This is a genomic window from Lutibacter sp. (assembly GCF_016342705.1).
In the GTDB taxonomy this organism is placed as follows: domain Bacteria; phylum Bacteroidota; class Bacteroidia; order Flavobacteriales; family Flavobacteriaceae; genus Lutibacter.
The window spans coordinates 16,860-34,687 of record NZ_JAEINV010000025.1 but is presented as its reverse complement, the minus strand read 5'-3'; the positions used below and the strand labels follow the sequence as shown (position 1 = coordinate 34,687).

Here is a 17,828-nt window from a genome sequence, read left to right as displayed (position 1 = left end):
CACGAAATGACGTATAGTTTCGTCATTGCGAATGCAACGCAGTGAAATGAAGCAATCTCAACGTTGGAACTACAATGTAACAGATTACTTCGTTATTGCCATTCCACGAAATGACGTATAGTTTCGTCATTGCGAATGCAACGCAGTGAAATGAAGCAATCTCAACGTTGGAACTACAATGCAACAGATTACTTCGTCATTAACACTCCTCGTATTGACGTATTGTTTCATCATTGCGCATGCAACGCAGTGAAATGAAGCAATCTCAACGTTGAAACTACAATGTAACAGATTACTTCGTCATTGCCATTCCTCGTAATGGCGTATAGTTTCGTGATTGAGAATGAGAAGCAGTAATATATGTTGAAAAAACATACCTCTTACCCCTCTCTAGAGCGGAAAATAATTTCACTGGTGTGGCAACTAAAAACACATGGCTACATGACCTAGGATGACTTTTATGAAATACTGGGAACTTTAGTCCAATAGTTGCACAACTAATTTTAAAAGGTGCACAACTAATTTTAAAAGTTGCGCAACTATTGAGTAAAAGTTGCGCAACTATTACATAGTTCTTGTAACTGTTAAAAATGAGAGGTTTAACAAACAGCCATCATTAAGCTTTCAACTAAAATATAGACTACCTCAAAAATTAAATTAAAACATTAAAAAAGTTATAATTAATATAATTTTTATATCTACTTTTTTAACTTTATATTTATACTGTAAATTGCTTTTTCCTAAGAAAAACTATGACTGAAAGATATGTAAACCCCAACAATATTGATTCCTTAACTGTAGAATTATTAGCACTTGAAACCAACAGCCAAGTACTTTCAATTCTCTTTTTTATGGCAGAGGATGAAGCCTATAAAAATACTGAAATTACGGCGCTTCTTAAAACTATTTCCAAACCAATTATTGGAGGTATATTTCCTGAACTTATTTTTAAAGGAGCACGAAAAAAAACGGGTGTTTTATTAGTTCCTTTAGCTTTTGAACTCACTACGCAATTAGTAGATTTAACTTTATCTTCTGAAGCACAATTTTCCCAACTAGAAACTATACAATACCAATCTACAACTGCAAATAGTTGTTTGTTTGTATTTACAGATGCCTTCAGTCCTGGGAAAGAACCATTTTTAGAAACCTTATTTAATTTTTTCGGTATCAATCCAACGTATATTGGTGGTGGTGCAGGATCTTTAAGTTTTAAACAATTTCCTTGTATTCTTAACAATACAGGATTGCACAAAAATTCCGCTATTATTGGTTGGGCAAAAAAAACAATTTCTATAGGTGTAGCGCACGGATGGGAATCTATTTCAACACCCCTAAAAGTTACTGAAGCTAAAAAAAATAACATAAAAAGCATCAATTGGAAACCTGCGTTTGAGGTGTATAAAGAAATTGTTGAACAACATTCTGGAATGAAATTTACCGATGATAATTTCTTTGAAATTGCAAAATCGTATCCTTTTGGCATATCAAAAATGGATGAAGAAAAAGTGGTTCGTGACCCTTTTAAAACAGTGAATAACCGCATGTGCTTTATAGATAAAATTGAAGAAGGCGCCTATGTTGAAATATTAAATGGAAATATTCAATCGTTGTTAAAAGGAGCTGAAAATGCCGTGGAAAGCGCCCTTTTAAATACAACCGATCCCAACAATGCCACTACTTTTTGCATTGATTGTATTTCAAGAGTTTTATACTTAAACAATCATTTACAAGAAGAATTAACTATTATCAGTAAAAACAATCAAGCTTCAGGAATTTTTTCAATTGGGGAAATTGCGAATTCAGACGCTATACTAGAAATGTACAACAAAACAATAGTAATGGCCGTATGGTAACACGAAATATAGAAACAGAAATATTGTTTGAATTAGCCATTAATTCTACTGGTGAAACAAATGAAACTACATTGCTAAAAAAAATTACTCCCCTGTATTTAAGAAAGTTAAACTGCTTTTTAGCGGCAGTACTTAAATTTAATAAAAAAGAATTAGATGAATCTATTTTAATTCCTTTTATCGCAAAAAATTCAGAAGAATGGCAACACGTTAAATCGAATATTCTAAAAAAATATCAACAAAAAAACACACCTTGCGAACTTTTAAAAGTTAATTCAAATTATTATTACACCTATAAATTAGATAACTATGGTTACCTAATTTTGGGTAGAAAAAAACCATTTGACATTACTTTATTTAATGAACTAAAACCAATTATAAATCACTTAGGTAAAAATTTACATATAGCTTATGAAATTGCGCAACGTAAAAATGCGCAAAAATTATTGCATACCAGTGAAAAGAACTTACAAACCCTTTCTAAATCTACCGCCGCTAGTATTATCATATATCATAAAAAAAATGTCATTTATGCCAACCCTGCAGCATCAAAATTAACGGGGTACTCTAATAAAGAATTACTTAAAATGCACGTACGCGATTTGGTACAACCCAAATTTGTAGATTTTATTACTGAAAACAATCCAAACAACCCAAATCAACTTACGAAACATTTTGAATACGAAATTTCTATCCTTAAAAAAAACAACAAAGAAAAATGGATTGATGTTAAAACAGGAGTTATAGAATGGGATGGTATGGAATGTGGTATTATCTCTGCTTTTGATATTACAAAAAGGAAAAAAGTTGAAAAGCAACTTATAAAAGCAAAAGAAAATGCTGAAAATAGCGAACGTTTAAAATCTGCATTTTTAGCGAATATGAGTCACGAAATTAGAACACCAATGAATGGTATTTTAGGATTTACGGAACTCTTAAAAACACCTGATTTACCTATTAAAAAACAACAAAAATTTATAGATGTTATTGAAAAAAGTGGGGAACGCTTGTTAAATTTGATTAATAATATTGTTGACATTTCAAAAATTGAGTCGAACCTCATGAAAACGTTGATTGTAGATGTGAATATAAATGAGCAGTTAGATTATTTATACACGTTTTTTAAACCTGAAGCCGCCGCTAAAGGAATAGCATTAAGTTACAAAAAAGGATTAGCAAATGATGTTGCAACCATAATAACAGACCGAGAAAAATTATATGCAATCCTCTTAAATCTCATTAAAAATGCTGTAAAATACACCAAATCTGGGACTATAGAATTTGGCTATTATTTAAACTTAAATACAATTCCTTTAAGTATAGAATTTTTTGTAAAAGACACAGGAATAGGCGTTCCAAAAAACAGGCAAAAAGCTATTTTTGAACGTTTTATACAAGCAGATATTGAGGATACCAACGCATTGCAAGGGGCTGGATTAGGCTTATCTATCAGTAAAGCATATATTAAAATGTTAGGCGGAAAAATTTGGATAGAAAGCGCTATTAACAGTGGCTCTACTTTTTATTTTACGCTCCCTTATTTGCAATATACTAATCCTGAAAGCAAACAAATAGTTACTGAACAAAAAATACCTAGCAAAAAACTTCACCTAAAAACGTTGATAGTTGAAGATGATAAAACCTCCAAAACTTTAGTTACCACGTTTTTAAAACCAATATCTAACACTATTTTAACTGCTAGTAACGGAATAGAAGCGGTTGAAATCTGTAAAAAAAACACGGATATTGATTTAATTTTAATGGATATTAAAATGCCCATCCTAAATGGTTTTGGCGCTACGGCACAAATACGAGCTTTTAATAAAAATGTTATTATCATTGCACAAACAGCGTATAGTTTAGAAGGCGACAGAGAAAAGGCTTTAAAAGCTGGATGTAATAATTATATTTCTAAACCAATCAACAAAAATGAACTGCTAGAATTAATTCATACTTATTTTAATTAAATAGGACGTTTTAGAAACAAGTTACAAATGCTCAACTTCAGCCTATACCAAGCGCACTCGAAGGACTCTAATTAATCATAGAACGTCCTATCCGAAAACGCTGCAACAAATGCAACTTTAAATTTAGCACCATCTTAAATTAAGATGGTATATTTGCGCTTTAAATACATATATGAGTTACACACTGTTATCATCTCCTTTACAAGGATTTACAGATTTTAGATTTAGAAATGCCTTTCAAAAATTGTTTGGTGGCATTGATACTTTTTATTCACCCTACATAAAACTTAATGGAAAACTTGAAATAAAACCTGTGTACGCACGTGACTTATTACCTGAAAACAACACAACCTTAGAAGTTATTCCTCAAATAATTACCAATGATGCCGACGAGTTTCTATTTGTTGCCAAGTACGTTCAACAACTAGGCTATAAAGAATTAAACTGGAATTTAGGTTGTCCGTATCCTATGGTAACAAAACGAGGATTGGGTTCGGGATTGATTTGTGATGCTCCTAAAATAAATGATATTTTAACCAAAGTTCATAATGAATCGGATATTTTGGTTTCTATGAAAATGCGTATGGGGTATGAACATCCCGAAGAAATTTTAGACGTGTTTCCTATTTTAGATAACTTTCCATTAAAAAATATAGCCATTCACGCACGTATTGGAAAACAGTTGTACAAAGGAGGCGTAAACTTAGAGGCTTTTGAAAAATGTTTAGAAAACACCCAACATAAAATTTATTATAATGGTGATATTACTTCTGTAGAAGTATTTAAAAAAATGCAAGAACGCTTTCCAAGTATTGATCATTGGATGATTGGTAGAGGCTTAATTGCCGATCCTTTTTTACCCAGTATGATTAAAAATAATACCACAGAATATCCTACAAATAAATTGGAGTTGTTGCAGGAATTTCATACTATTTTATTTCAAGAATATAGCGAATCGCTTTCCGGAGATACACATTTGTTATTAAAAATGACCAGTTTATGGGAATATTTTGCTGGCTTGTTTGACAATCCGCATAAAACGTTTAAGAAAATTAAAAAATCTAAAAGTTTAAAAAACTATCAGCAAGCTGTTGAAGAAATTTTTGCTGCTGAAAACGATTTGATGTATAGAAAAAGTTAGGGTTAAAACCTATTTTCCCGTATTTTATGAAGTAAAACGAAATATAAAGGTTCCGAAAACCATTTTCAAGAATTTTTCTATTCTCGATACGATTTTCTATTGAAAATCACTCGAACTGACGAAAAATTATATGAACAAAAATATCTTCGTCAACCTGAACTTGTTTCAGGTTCTTATAATTACAGTTTTTTACGTCATTGCAAAGAAGGTACGACTGAAGCAATCCGTTTATTGATATACAGATTGCCACATTTTACTTGAAAAAAGTAAAATTCGCAATGACGTATTATTTTTTAATTTGATGAGATTCTAAAATCAAAGATTCAGCCTAGCTAAATAAATTCAGAATGACGAACTATAAGAATATCCTGTTTTTTTATACTCTTCTAATGAATTCTTTTACGTCATTTCGAAGAAGGTACGACTGAAGCCATCCGTTTATTAATGGTCAGATTGCCACATTTTACTTGAAAAAAGTAAAATTCGCAATGACGTATTATTTTTTAATTTGATGAGATTCTAAAATCGAAGATTCAGCGTAGCTAAATAAGTTCAGAATGACGAACTTCACGAAAAATACTAATTTCTTCTATTATTCCTATTAGTTCTTCGCTCCATTTTATTCTTATTGCTTTTAAAATTAAACAAGCGTTTAAAAAACCCATCAATTCCTTTTTCTTGAAAAGGTTCCACTTCTAAATTAGAGTAAATATCTTCGGAAATATTAAAAGGAACTAGGTATTCATTTTTTAATGTTTTATTTCCTTCCATTTTTTTAAGCACCGTGGCGGCAATAGGCAAGGCCAATGATGATCCTGAACCATTTCCGCTATAGAAATGCACATCAGGTGTAGATGCTCCCACCCATGTTCCAATCACTAAATTAGGTGTGTAGGCTAAAAACCAAGCATTGGAATAATTTTGTGCTGTTCCGGTTTTTCCTGCTACATTAGATTGTATGCCATACTGATTTCTAATTTTTGTTCCAGTACCTTCATTTATAGCTTTTTGTAATATTGCCGTAATATTTTGAGTCGCATATTGGTTAAAAACAGCAGTTGATGTAATGCTTTTATTTTCATAAATAACAACTCCATGAACGTCCGTTATTTTTTCAATCATTTTTAAATCTGTCAACATTCCTTTGTTTGCAAAGGTTCCGTAAGCTTTTACAATTTCTTCTAAAGAAACATCTAAGGTTCCTAAAGCTACCGATGGCGCTTCATCTTTCAATTTAGGAAAGCCTAATTTAGTAATGGTTTGTTGTAGTTGTTTATTTCCCACCTTAAAATACAAATCAACCGTTGGTAAGTTCATAGAATTCGCTAATGCGTGTCCAAAAGCCACTCTTTGGTCGGGTGTAGATTGATGATCAAAATTTTGCGGTTTCCAACCCTCATATTCAGGATATTCTTGTTCTTCATTTTCTAAATATGATGTTGGTGAAATTCCATTTTCTAAGGCCGTAGCATATAAAATTGGCTTAAATGCAGAGGCAATTTGACGATGCGATTGCACCATATTAAAAGGCAATATTCTATAATTATTTCCACCAACATAACCAATTACTGCTCCGTTTTTAGGGTTCGTAATTAACACGGCTGCGTGCAACATTTTGTAATAATGCCATAAACTATCTAACTTGCTCATATTTCGAATACTTGAACCCTCCAAATCATAGGTTTCCACCATTCTTTTCACTAAATCATCCTCCACAAAATCTGGTTTTTTCTCCTGATTTTGATACCATTTTTTTCTAAAACTTGTGCTGGATAATTCATCATCTAGCTTAAATTGCATTTTTTTTAAATGATTTTTTATAGCATCCGTAACATATTTTTGAACTTCCATATGTAAAGTGGTATAAATTTTCAGTCCGTCTTGTTCCAAATGATAGGTTTTACCTGTTTTTTGTGCTATGTTTTTTAAAATTTGGTTGGTTTGTTTTTTTACTTGATACACAAAATAACCAGCAGGTGCGGCAATTTCAAAGTTTTCATAGTTTAAATTTAAGGGCGTTTTTTGTAAATTATCTACTTGGTTTTTATTTAAATACCCTTCTTTCCCCATTAAACTTAGTACTAAATTTCTTCGTTCCAGCGATTTTTCAGGATTCAACCGTGGATTGAAATTAGTAGTTGCTTTTAACAAGCCTATTAATACCGCGGCTTGTTGTATGTTTAACTTATTTGTTGAGGTATTAAAATAACGATTTGCTGCCGCTTCAATTCCAAAAACGTTTTCACCGAAAGGAACAGTATTTAAATACAATACTAAGAGTTCTTCTTTGCTATAAATGGTTTCTAAACGCGATGCTAGTATGATTTCTTTGACTTTATTTACAGGCATACTCAACATTCCATACCCATCACGACCATATAAGTTCTTCACCAATTGTTGGGTTAATGTACTGCCGCCTCCACTCGACTTTTGCAATACTATACTTTTAAATAACACACGTACATAGCTTTGTGTATCTACGCCATTATGTTCAAAAAAACGTTTGTCTTCAGTTGCTATTAAGGCATTTTTTAAATGCTCTGGAAGTAATTCATAGGATACATTTGTGCTATTTTTTTCAAAATATTTACCAATTAACACGGCATCTGATGAAAAAACTAAAGAAGCCTGATGATCATTGATGGTTTGTAGTTGTTGTTTTGTTGGGAGTTTCCCAAAAACACCTACATATACCAACATAAAAAAAAGAGCTCCTACACTAACAAGGCTCACCAATGAGATTGCCATGTATTTAAAACTCTTTTGAAATAAACGCCTTGCGTTTGCTTTTACCACCATTTATTTTATTTTGTAAACACAATAACGCAATAAATTGCTTAAAATTCTATGGAAGAACAATAAATTAACCTGTTGGGTGTACTTATTAAAACGCCAGTTCAATAATATTGTCAGGTCGAGCGCAGCCGAGACCTTGCTTTTTTATCTTTAATTGACTTCTCGACTGCGCTCGAAGTGACGATACTCGACTGCGCTCGAAGTGACAATACTCGACTACGCTCGAAATGACACTATTAGTATTTAAAAATTAGTAGTCATAATGCTATTTATAATAACAATTTCTAGCTGTTAAATAGTTCGTCTACCTTTTTTGTTCTGAAAGCAAAAATTTCAGCCAATTTACTTTTAATCACCAATGAATTTAAGAGCGTTCCCAACCAGCCAAATGGTGGTTTATAGGTTACAATATCCGTCATTAAAACCCCATTTTCAAAAGGTTCAATTTTATGTTGATGATGCCAAATGGAATAAGGTCCCACACGTTGTTCATCTACAAAATAAACGCCTTCTTGTACATGCGTAATTTCTGTCAACCAATTTAATTTTATACCTGCTAACGGACTTACTTTGTAACCAATAATCATTCCCGGATACATAGTTTCGGACAATCCTTTGGTGACCACTTCAAAACCCATATATGGAGGTGTAATTTCTTTTAAATTGTTTGGCGATGAAATAAACTGCCAAACTTCCTGCATTGTAGCATTTATTTTTTGCTCACTTTTAAATTGAAAATAGCTCATTTTAATTTGTTAATTTTTTAATCATACCATTAAATATAAATGCGTGAAATGGTAACACGCTATACCAATACAACCTACCCATTACTCCCAAAGGTCTGAAGGTAGCCGTTTGATGTAATTCATTGTTAATAATTTTAAATTCAAGCCAAGCTTCCCCTGGCAATTTCATTTCTGCGTACAATAATAATCGTTTTGTTTTTTTGTTGGCATCTAGTACGCGCCAAAAATCTAAGGAATCGCCCACGTGAATATCTGTCATATTTTTTCTACCCCGTTTTAAGCCTGCTCCACCTACTAATTTATCCATAAAACCTCTAATACTCCATAATATATTACCGTAATACCAGCCAGTTTCCCCACCAATAGACCAAATTTTATAGATTGTTGTTGCTTCATCTTTCACTTTGGCTATTCTACTATCTTTAAAACATCCGTAGCTAGGAACTTCTATTAATTTTGAAACTCCTTTTAATAGTTTTTTACTGGATTGTGCATCTGTCCAGCTAGATTCCACATTTTGTTCATCAATTTTATGAAACGCCAATTCAACAGCTTCTTTATAGGTTAAGAGTTTAATATTCAGTCGTTCTGCTAAATCGTTTTTAGTACAAATAACTTCTATCTTCATACTATCTACTAGGTGACTTGCTAATTTATAACTGGTAGATGTTACAAAATACAACCAATAGGATGACAGTTTTGGTGTCATAATAGGCAAACAAATAATGGTTCTTTTTAGCTTTCTAACTTCTGCAAACTGCAATAACATTTGTTTATAGGTTAAAATTTCTTTACTTCCAATATCAAAACTTTTATTAAAAGTATACTCATAGCCTAAAACACCAATTAAAAATTGCAATACATTACGTATGGCAATAGGTTGCGATTTGGTATGTAACCATTTAGGTGTAATCATAAATGGCAATTTTTCTACTAAATCTCTAATAATTTCAAAAGAACCACTTCCCGACCCCACAATAATTCCTGCTCTTAAAGTGGTTAAGTTAAAAGACCCAGAAGTTAAAATGGCTTCTACATTTTTGCGAGAACTTAAATGTTGTGATAATTCTTCTTCATTTACAATTCCACTTAAATAAATCACTTGCTTAATGGCTAAGAGTTCTATATAATTTTTGAAATTGGTAGCGGTAATGGCTTCTAATCGTTCAAAATCATCTTCAGAAGCCGACATAGAATGAATTAAATAATACGCCACCTCTATATCTTCTGGAATATTTTTTAAAGTTTTTACATTTAAAAAATCTACTTCCACCACCGAAACATTTTCTGAATTAAACTGTGAAGTTGAAAATCTATTTTTATCGCGCACACAGCACACTACCTGATGTCCATCATTTAATAACAATGGAATCAATCTTTTACCTATATACCCAGTTGCGCCTGTTAATAGAATTTTCATATGGTTATTTTTTATAGTAAGATACGCTTTTTTACAAAAAAACAAGGAAAAACAACTAGTGCTTTTCCCTGTTCCACAATTAACTACAAAACTTCATTTATTAAATTAAGGTAAAAGAACTTTATCTATTACGTGAATTACTCCGTTTGAAGCGTTTGTATTTACACCGATGATGGATGTGTTTGTATTTATTTTAAAATTAGCTACATCAAATGTTAGTTTTGCGCCATTAGCCGTTGGCAACATATTGTTTGCATCTAAAGCACCTGCCACATCTTTATCAAAAGCTTTTGCTGGCACAACGTGGTACGTTAATACGGCAATTAAAGTTTCTAAAGGAATATCTCCTAAACCATTCCAAGCTGGATTGCTATCTAATAATGCTTGAAAAGCCGCATTTGTTGGAGCAAATACCGTAAAAGGTCCGTTACCACTTAATACTGTAATTAAGTTTTGTGCTGCTGTACCTTCAATAGCTGTGCGCGTTAAAGCAGCTACTAATGATGTAAATTCTCCTGAAGCTGATAATGCAACGGCTGTTTCTACCAAGTTTCCTGTTGGCGGTAGTAACACTTTGTTTATTACGTGCACAACTCCTGATCCAGATTCAATATCTACAGCCACAATTTGTGTATCACCATTTATAAAGTTTCCTGATGAAACTAATGAAAACCATAATTTTGCTCCATTTAATGTAGCCGCATCTCTTGGAATTCCGCTACTTAATACTTTAGCACCCACTACATGGTATGTTAAAACATTGGCAATTGCTTCTGCACTTAATGCATTTAAATCTAACCCAGATGCAGCAAACGCATCATTTGTAGGTGCAAAAATTGTTAAATTAGGTGTATTTAATAACGCATCTACTAAATTTGCCTTTGCAGCAGCTGCAATTAAAGTGGTAAAATTCTCACTAAAATAAGCTGGTTCTAAAACAGAATTTACAAAAGGCGCTATTGTTGGTGGTACTAATACTTCATTAATAGTATGAATCACTCCGTTTGTGGCAGCCACATCATACGGCATTATAACACTTGCTGAGTTTACTTTAATTCCTCCTGCAGTTGTTAATGCAATGTTTTCACCAGCTAAAGTTGGAACGTTACCCGCCGTAACGTCTCCAGACATTACTTCTCCCTGAACTACGTGATACAATAAGATTTTCTCTAAAACTGATGCAGGAACATCGTCTATACTTGTTTGTCCGATAGCTGCTAATAAATTATCAAAAGCTTCGTTGGTTGGTGCAAATACTGTAAATTTTCCTGAAGTCTGCAAAGCGTCTACTAAATTTGCTTTTGTTAATGCTGCCGCTAAGGATGTAAATCCGTTTGCTTGTGCTATTTCCACAATATTTTGAGTTGGTAAAATTACTTCCATTGTATCATCATCGTCATTACAAGAAGTAAACACGAATGACACTGCTAGGATTAAAACTGAAATGTACTTAAAATTTTTCATTGTCTAATATTTTTTAGTTAATAGTTGGACAAATATATGAATTAATTTTACTTATGTGCAACTTTTTTAAACTTTTTGTTAGACATTTATTGAATTTTAAGATTTTTTTAGGATATTTGCAGAAATTAAATCACATTTGTTTAACAAAACACACCCTATTACTTATACATGGATACTTACTCAATGACCCAAGTAGAAACCTTAACAGGTATTAATGCACACACACTGCGCATTTGGGAACGTCGCTACGACTTTATGAAAGCGCATAGAACTGACACCAATATTCGGTTTTACTCTGGAGAACAATTAAAAACCTTATTAAATGTTGCCATTTTATCCAGAAACGGCTATCGTATTTCTAAAATAGATGCGATGAGTGCAGATGAAATAAACAACTTAGTTACTGAAATAGCGCTAGATAGCACAAGCACTGCCTATGACGAAATTAATTTACTCATGATTTGTATGTTGGCCTATGACGAAGAAGCATTCAATAAAATTTTTCATAGAAATATTCTTAGAAAAGGTATTTTAACTACCGTAACAGAACTAATTTACCCGTTTTTAAATCAGGTTGGCGTATTGTGGGGTACTAATAAAATTTCGCCTCCGCAAGAACATTTTGTTTCTAATTTAATTCGTCAAAAAATAATTTCAGCTACTGAATCGCTTCCGCTTCCGTTAAAAAGCGCACCTACCATAGTGCTGTTTTTATTAGAAGGAGAAGATCACGAGTTAGGCTTACTTTTATCTAGCTATATGGCAAAAGACGCCGGTTGGAACGTTATTTATTTAGGACAAAGAATGCCTTCAGAAAATATTAAAGAAGTAGTAGTAAAAACAAATGCAACCGTTTTACTTACCATGCTTACTACGCCTAGATCTGATAATTTCATTGAAACACTTCAATTTATTTCAACAGAAACCAATGCCACCATTCTATATTCTGGCAATCCTAGCTTTACCGAATCTATTGCAACTAAAACAAATTTTCAATACTTACCATCACCCGATGCTTTTTTGCATTTTTTAAAGCATTTTACTTCTTAAAAACACCACTTTACACCGCATCAACTTTCATTTACAACCCTAATTTTATGTTAAATTAAGGAATAGATGAAAGTTTTTTTGTGTGATTCATTTTTTTGTTTAACTTTGTATTACTTTTGATTAGACAATATAAAAATAGAGACATATGAAAACTACTACTACAAACAATTTTGACTTAATTACTATTGATGACATTGGAGATAACCACTTATACACTACGTTAGAAACTCCAATGAAAAAAAATGCACACAAACTTTCTGATACCGAAAAGAAAGAAACCATTTCCTATTTATTTAGAGAAATAATGGATCTACTTGGATTGGATTTAACAGACGATTCTTTAAAGGGCACTCCAGATCGCGTGGCAAAAATGTACGTTGAAGAAATATTTGCTGGCTTAAATCCTAAAAACAAACCAAAAATTGCGTTGTTTGATAATAAATACCAATACAACCAAATGTTGGTTGAAAAAAATATTACGTTTTACTCTAATTGTGAGCACCATTTTGTACCTATTTTTGGAAAAGTGCATATTGCTTACATTTCATCGGGGAAAGTAATTGGCTTATCTAAATTAAACAGAATTGTGCAATATTTTGCATTACGACCACAAGTGCAAGAACGTATGACCATGCAAATTGGCAAAGAACTACAAGACATTTTACAAACTGAAGATGTTGCTGTTATTGTAGATGCCAAACATTTATGTGTGGCTTCACGTGGTATTAAAGATGATACTTCGGCAACAGTTACTACTTTTTATGGTGGTGCTTTCAACAATCAACAAAAAATAGCTGAGCTTCAAAATTATTTACAATAAAAATTAGTTACTATGAAAACTATCGTAATTATTGGAGGTAGTTCTGGTATTGGTGAGGCTATTGTGCAAGAAACCATAGCTACGCATCACATTATTAATATCAGCAGAACTGAACCTGCATTAAAACATCCCAACTTATCACATATTACTTGTGATGTTTTAAATGATGCTTTGCCCGAAATTGAAACTATTGATACGTTAATTTATTGCCCAGGAAGCATTAACTTAAAGCCTATTAACAGTTTAACTGAAACGGATTTTGAATCTGATTTTAAAATAAATGTATTAGGTGCTGTAAAAGTGATAAAGCAGTATTTAAAAGTTTTAAAAAAATCTGAAAACGCATCCATTTTATTATTTAGTTCAGTTGCAACGGTATTAGGAATGCCTTACCATGCAAGTATAGCAGCTTCTAAAGGCGCAGTGGAAGGTTTAACAAAATCTTTGGCGGCAGAGTTAGCTCCTACTATTAGAGTAAACGCTATTGCTCCAACCATTACCGAAACGCCTTTAGCTTCTAAAATATTAAGAAATGACACAGTAAAAGATGCTTTGAATAAAAAGCATCCGTTAAAAAAATATTTAGACGCAAAAGACGTTGCATTATTAGCACAGTATTTAATTTCAGAAAATGCAGGTGCTATTACTGGACAAATTCATAAAATTGATGCTGGATTAGTTTCTATAACTTCTTAAAAAATATATTCATGAAAAAAATAATATACTTTAGCTTTTTATTCCTATCCATCATTTCTTGTAAAAACAGTCCACAAGAAAAAAATACAGCTACTAACCTAAACGCTCCTATTATGCAACCTAAAACATCTATTTACAACATTGAAATTAACAATTTAAACGGAGATCCTATACAGTTGGCAGACTATAAAGGCAAAAAAATATTGTTTGTAAATGTAGCATCGGAATGTGGATTTACACCGCAATACAAAGATTTACAAACTTTACATAGTATGTATGGTGACAAATTAGTGGTTATAGGACTTCCTTGCAATCAGTTTGGCGAACAAGAACCAGGAAATGCTTCAGAAATTCAAGCTTTTTGTTCTAAAAATTATGGTGTTGAATTTTTAATTACTGAAAAAATTGATGTGAAAGGGCCAAACCAACATCCGTTATATGCTTGGTTAACAAACAAAGATATCAATGGCGGAAAGAGCTCTTCTGTAAAATGGAATTTCCAAAAATATTTAGTAGATGAAGAAGGTAATTTTATAGATTTTTATTACAGTATCACCAATCCGTTAGCTCCTGAAATCACTTCAAAAATATAATTTATACTAGTTTATTTTTAATTACTGTGTTGGATTTAATTTCATTTAACCGAGATTAAATTCAACACAAATCCGTTACTAACGTTTTTATACATTTTTTGTATATGGGCGTTTTCTTTTTTTAAAAGCATATGTTTAAAACCCTATATTTGCCGTACATATGCGTTTGTTGATGGAAGAAAAAAAGAAGAAATTAAAACTAGATTTTACCATTTTTGAAAATAATGGTAGAAATGATTTTGTTCAAATTATTAAAAATAATAAAGACAAAACCACCAAGGCTTTTGATTTTTTTATGGATGGTATTAAAAATGAAGCTACAGACTCCAAGGAAACACGCCGCATTTTAATTCATTATATAGCAAAACAAAAAATATCTAAAGAAGAAGAGCTGCATTTAAAAACTCGGGTGTATGATATTTTAAAAAAATTGGGTATCGGCGTTCCTTTTATGTTAATACCTGGCGCTACCCTACTGATTCCTTTTATTTTAAAAGCTGCTGAAAAAAAAGGAATTGACTTATATCCCACTAATTTTAAAAGCAATAAAAAGGAATCCTAATTTTATTTTTTTCTGAATTTTGCGCTTAACCAATACATTATTTTGCAAAAACTAATCTTTATATTATATTAGTTGAACAACAACCGAACAACTTTTTAAGCATACATAATTGTATTTCAAATTTGTACGTGTTGCTCATATAAATATTATTAGATTTTTTATGGCTACAAGAAGAAATTTTGTAAAAAAGGCAACCCTTGCCGGAGCAGGCTTAAGTATACTTCCAAACCTTGCTTTTTCAAACACATTTAACCAGAAGCTAAAAGTTGGTTTTATAGGTGTTGGTTTACGAGGTACCAATCATTTAAACAATGTGTTATTGCGCGATGATGTTTTAGTAACAGCTATTTGTGATATTGATGAAAACCGAATTGCCATTGCTTTGAATGAAATTTCAAAAGCTGGGCAACAGAAACCTCTCATTTTTGGAAGTAATGACTATGATTATAGAAATTTATTAGCCTTAAAAAATGTTGATGCTGTGATTATTTCTACACCTTGGTTATGGCATACGCGTATGGCAAAAGATGCTATGTTAGCTGGCAAATACACTGGATTGGAAGTTTCTGCAGCTAACACTTTAGAAGAATGTTGGGATTTGGTAAATACTCATGAAGCAACTGGCACACATTTAATGATTTTAGAAAATGTGAACTACAGAAGAGATATTATGGCGGTTTTAAACATGGTAAAACAACAAGTATTTGGAGAATTGGTTCATTTTAGATGTGGTTATCAACACGATTTACGTTTTGTAAAGCTAAACGATGGAAAAACCGCTTATGGAAAAGGTGTTGAATTTGGAGCAAAAGGAATTTCTGAATCTGCTTGGCGAACGCAACACTCTTTATTAAGAAATGCCGATGTATATCCAACCCATGGCGTTGGCCCTATTGCAACTATGTGTGATATTAATAGAGGTAATAGATTTTCATCCATTTCTTCAAATGCAACTAAAGCAGTAGGATTACACGATTATATTGTTAAAAATGGAGGCGAAAATCATCCGAATGCTAAATTAAAATTTAAACAAGGTGATGTGATTACATCAACCATTGAAACCACTAATGGAGAAACCATTATTGTAACCCACGATTGCAATTTACCAAGACCATATTCATTAGGATTTAGAGTGCAAGGCAGTAATGGTTTATGGGAAAAAGATGGTGACAGAATATATATTGAGGGACAATCTGAACCTCACCAATGGGATACTTCAAAAGAATGGTTAGAGAAATATGACCACCCATTGTGGAAAAAATATGGAGAACACGCTCAAGGTGCTGGACATGGAGGCATGGACTTTTTTGTGATTCATGCATTTGTTGAATCTGCAAAAGAACACATTGCACCGCCGTTAGATGCTTATGACGCTGCTGCTTGGAGTGCAATTACACCGCTTTCTGAGCTTTCAATAGAAAATAACGGAGAACCACAAAATTTCCCTGACTTTACAAGAGGTAACTGGATAAAAAGAACTCCATACAATTGGATGAAAGACACTTTTTAACAGTATTTTAAAGAGCTATGAATCCTGAGGTGTTACAACAATTATCATTTATTTTTAGTCAATTTAATATAGGAAGTGATTTTATATCCTATAAAGAGTTGGCTTCTGGGCATATTAATGATACCTATTTAATAGCTACTTCAAAAAAGCCCGATGTTATTTTACAACGTATTAATGAAGGCGTATTTAAAGATGTTCCTGGTTTAATTAAAAATAAAGTGATGATTAGTGAGCATCTTCAAAAAAAACTTTCACACTTGCCTAAAAGCGAAAGAGATAGAAAAGTACTAACTTTTATTCCTGCAAAAGACGGATTGCCCTTTTATAATGAAAAGAGCGGAAATTATTGGAATATGATGGTTTATATTGAAGATAGTATTACTTATGAAACCGTTTTAAACGAAGCAATTGCCTATGAAGGTGGAAAACTAATTGGCAGCTTTTTAAACTTAACAAGTGATTTTGATGCAACATTATTAATTGAAGTTATTCCTAAATTTCATGACATGACTTTTCGTTTTTCACAATTTGAAGATGCCTTAAAAATAGCTTCACCAAAACGATTACATTCAGCATTTCAAGAAATAAAAAATGTATGGAAGTACAAAAATGAAATGCACCTACTTCAACAATTAAAAGAAAGCGGGAAACTAAAAGAAAGAGTTACTCACAACGATACAAAAATAGCGAACATATTGTTTGATAAAAATAATAAAGGATTGTGCGTAATAGATACGGATACTGTAATGTCTGGAATTGTTCATTATGATTTTGGAGATGCTATAAGAACTATTTGTAACACTGCTGCAGAAGATGAAAAAAATCTTGAAAAGGTACATTTTAATATAACTTTTTATAAAGCTTATAAAAAAGGCTTTTTAGAAGAAATAAAAGATAATTTAACACCTACGGAGCTTGAACATTTACCTTTAAGTGCCAAAACCATGATTTTTATTATGGCTTTACGGTTTTTAACTGACTATTTAAATAATGATATTTATTATAAAACGGACTTTGAAGATCACAATTTAGTACGTTCAAAAAATCAGTTTAAATTAATTGAAAGCTTTGAATTGCAATTAAATGAAATTCAGTTTTAATTAAATAGGTATCATCTACTTCAGTTTACTGTAAAATTACCCTTCATTAAATTAAATGATTAGTGCCAACAACAAAACTATTTAATTTTTGGCTGTAGGTATTCTAT

At 32.0% G+C, this 17,828-nt stretch carries 14 protein-coding genes; 10 read left to right on the top strand and 4 right to left on the bottom strand.

From position 1 onward, the window contains the following. Positions 1-752: 752 nt before the first annotated feature. From JEY78_RS15445 to JEY78_RS15435, 3 genes are all read left to right on the top strand, one after another. A complete protein-coding gene (locus JEY78_RS15445; RefSeq protein ID WP_291853495.1) occupies positions 753-1,856 on the top strand; it encodes an FIST C-terminal domain-containing protein in 1,104 nt (367 codons plus the stop codon). Next, positions 1,850-3,823, top strand: coding sequence for a response regulator (locus tag JEY78_RS15440; RefSeq protein WP_291853492.1), 1,974 nt, complete (start codon positions 1,850-1,852; stop codon positions 3,821-3,823). The genes JEY78_RS15445 and JEY78_RS15440 overlap by 7 nt, the downstream gene beginning before the upstream one ends. A gap of 172 nt (positions 3,824-3,995) precedes the next feature. Further along, the gene (locus JEY78_RS15435; RefSeq protein WP_291853487.1) at positions 3,996-4,964 is read left to right on the top strand and encodes a tRNA-dihydrouridine synthase family protein; all 969 of its coding nucleotides are present in this window, start codon (positions 3,996-3,998) and stop codon (positions 4,962-4,964) included. A gap of 579 nt (positions 4,965-5,543) precedes the next feature. Here JEY78_RS15435 and JEY78_RS15430 read toward each other — a convergent pair. The 4 genes from JEY78_RS15430 to JEY78_RS15415 all read right to left on the bottom strand — a co-directional run bounded on the left by JEY78_RS15430 (position 5,544) and on the right by JEY78_RS15415 (position 11,390). Then, complete coding sequence (locus tag JEY78_RS15430; RefSeq protein WP_291853484.1) at positions 5,544-7,763, bottom strand: transglycosylase domain-containing protein; 2,220 nt, start codon at positions 7,761-7,763, stop codon at positions 5,544-5,546. Positions 7,764-8,044: 281 nt separating this feature from the next. Continuing rightward, positions 8,045-8,506 (bottom strand): SRPBCC family protein, encoded by a 462-nt coding sequence (locus tag JEY78_RS15425; protein WP_291853481.1) that lies wholly within the window; start codon positions 8,504-8,506, stop codon positions 8,045-8,047. 1 nt (position 8,507) lies between these two features. Then, on the bottom strand, positions 8,508-9,926 hold the full coding sequence (locus JEY78_RS15420) for an SDR family oxidoreductase (protein ID WP_291853478.1): 1,419 nt from the start codon (positions 9,924-9,926) through the stop codon (positions 8,508-8,510). A 105-nt stretch (positions 9,927-10,031) separates the two neighbouring features. After that, a complete protein-coding gene (locus JEY78_RS15415) occupies positions 10,032-11,390 on the bottom strand; it encodes a fasciclin domain-containing protein (protein WP_291853475.1) in 1,359 nt (452 codons plus the stop codon). 168 nt (positions 11,391-11,558) lie between these two features. Between JEY78_RS15415 and JEY78_RS15410 the strand changes: the two genes are divergently transcribed. From JEY78_RS15410 to JEY78_RS15380, 7 genes are all read left to right on the top strand, one after another. Beyond that, positions 11,559-12,440, top strand: a complete 882-nt coding sequence (locus JEY78_RS15410; RefSeq protein WP_291853471.1) for a MerR family transcriptional regulator — start codon at positions 11,559-11,561, stop codon at positions 12,438-12,440. A gap of 145 nt (positions 12,441-12,585) precedes the next feature. Then, positions 12,586-13,260: a GTP cyclohydrolase I FolE gene (folE, locus tag JEY78_RS15405; protein ID WP_291853470.1), complete on the top strand. Its 675-nt coding sequence runs from the start codon at positions 12,586-12,588 to the stop codon at positions 13,258-13,260. Positions 13,261-13,272: 12 nt separating this feature from the next. Then, the gene (locus tag JEY78_RS15400) at positions 13,273-13,956 is read left to right on the top strand and encodes an SDR family NAD(P)-dependent oxidoreductase (RefSeq protein ID WP_291853467.1); all 684 of its coding nucleotides are present in this window, start codon (positions 13,273-13,275) and stop codon (positions 13,954-13,956) included. A 113-nt stretch (positions 13,957-14,069) separates the two neighbouring features. Continuing rightward, positions 14,070-14,549, top strand: coding sequence for a glutathione peroxidase (locus tag JEY78_RS15395; protein WP_291853502.1), 480 nt, complete (start codon positions 14,070-14,072; stop codon positions 14,547-14,549). Positions 14,550-14,721: 172 nt separating this feature from the next. Continuing rightward, a complete protein-coding gene (locus JEY78_RS15390; RefSeq protein WP_291853464.1) occupies positions 14,722-15,111 on the top strand; it encodes an LETM1 domain-containing protein in 390 nt (129 codons plus the stop codon). Positions 15,112-15,271: 160 nt separating this feature from the next. Then, positions 15,272-16,621, top strand: a complete 1,350-nt coding sequence (locus tag JEY78_RS15385; protein ID WP_291853462.1) for a Gfo/Idh/MocA family oxidoreductase — start codon at positions 15,272-15,274, stop codon at positions 16,619-16,621. Positions 16,622-16,638: 17 nt separating this feature from the next. Further along, positions 16,639-17,721, top strand: coding sequence for a phosphotransferase (locus JEY78_RS15380; RefSeq protein WP_291853459.1), 1,083 nt, complete (start codon positions 16,639-16,641; stop codon positions 17,719-17,721). The last annotated feature ends 107 nt before the right edge of the window (positions 17,722-17,828 follow it).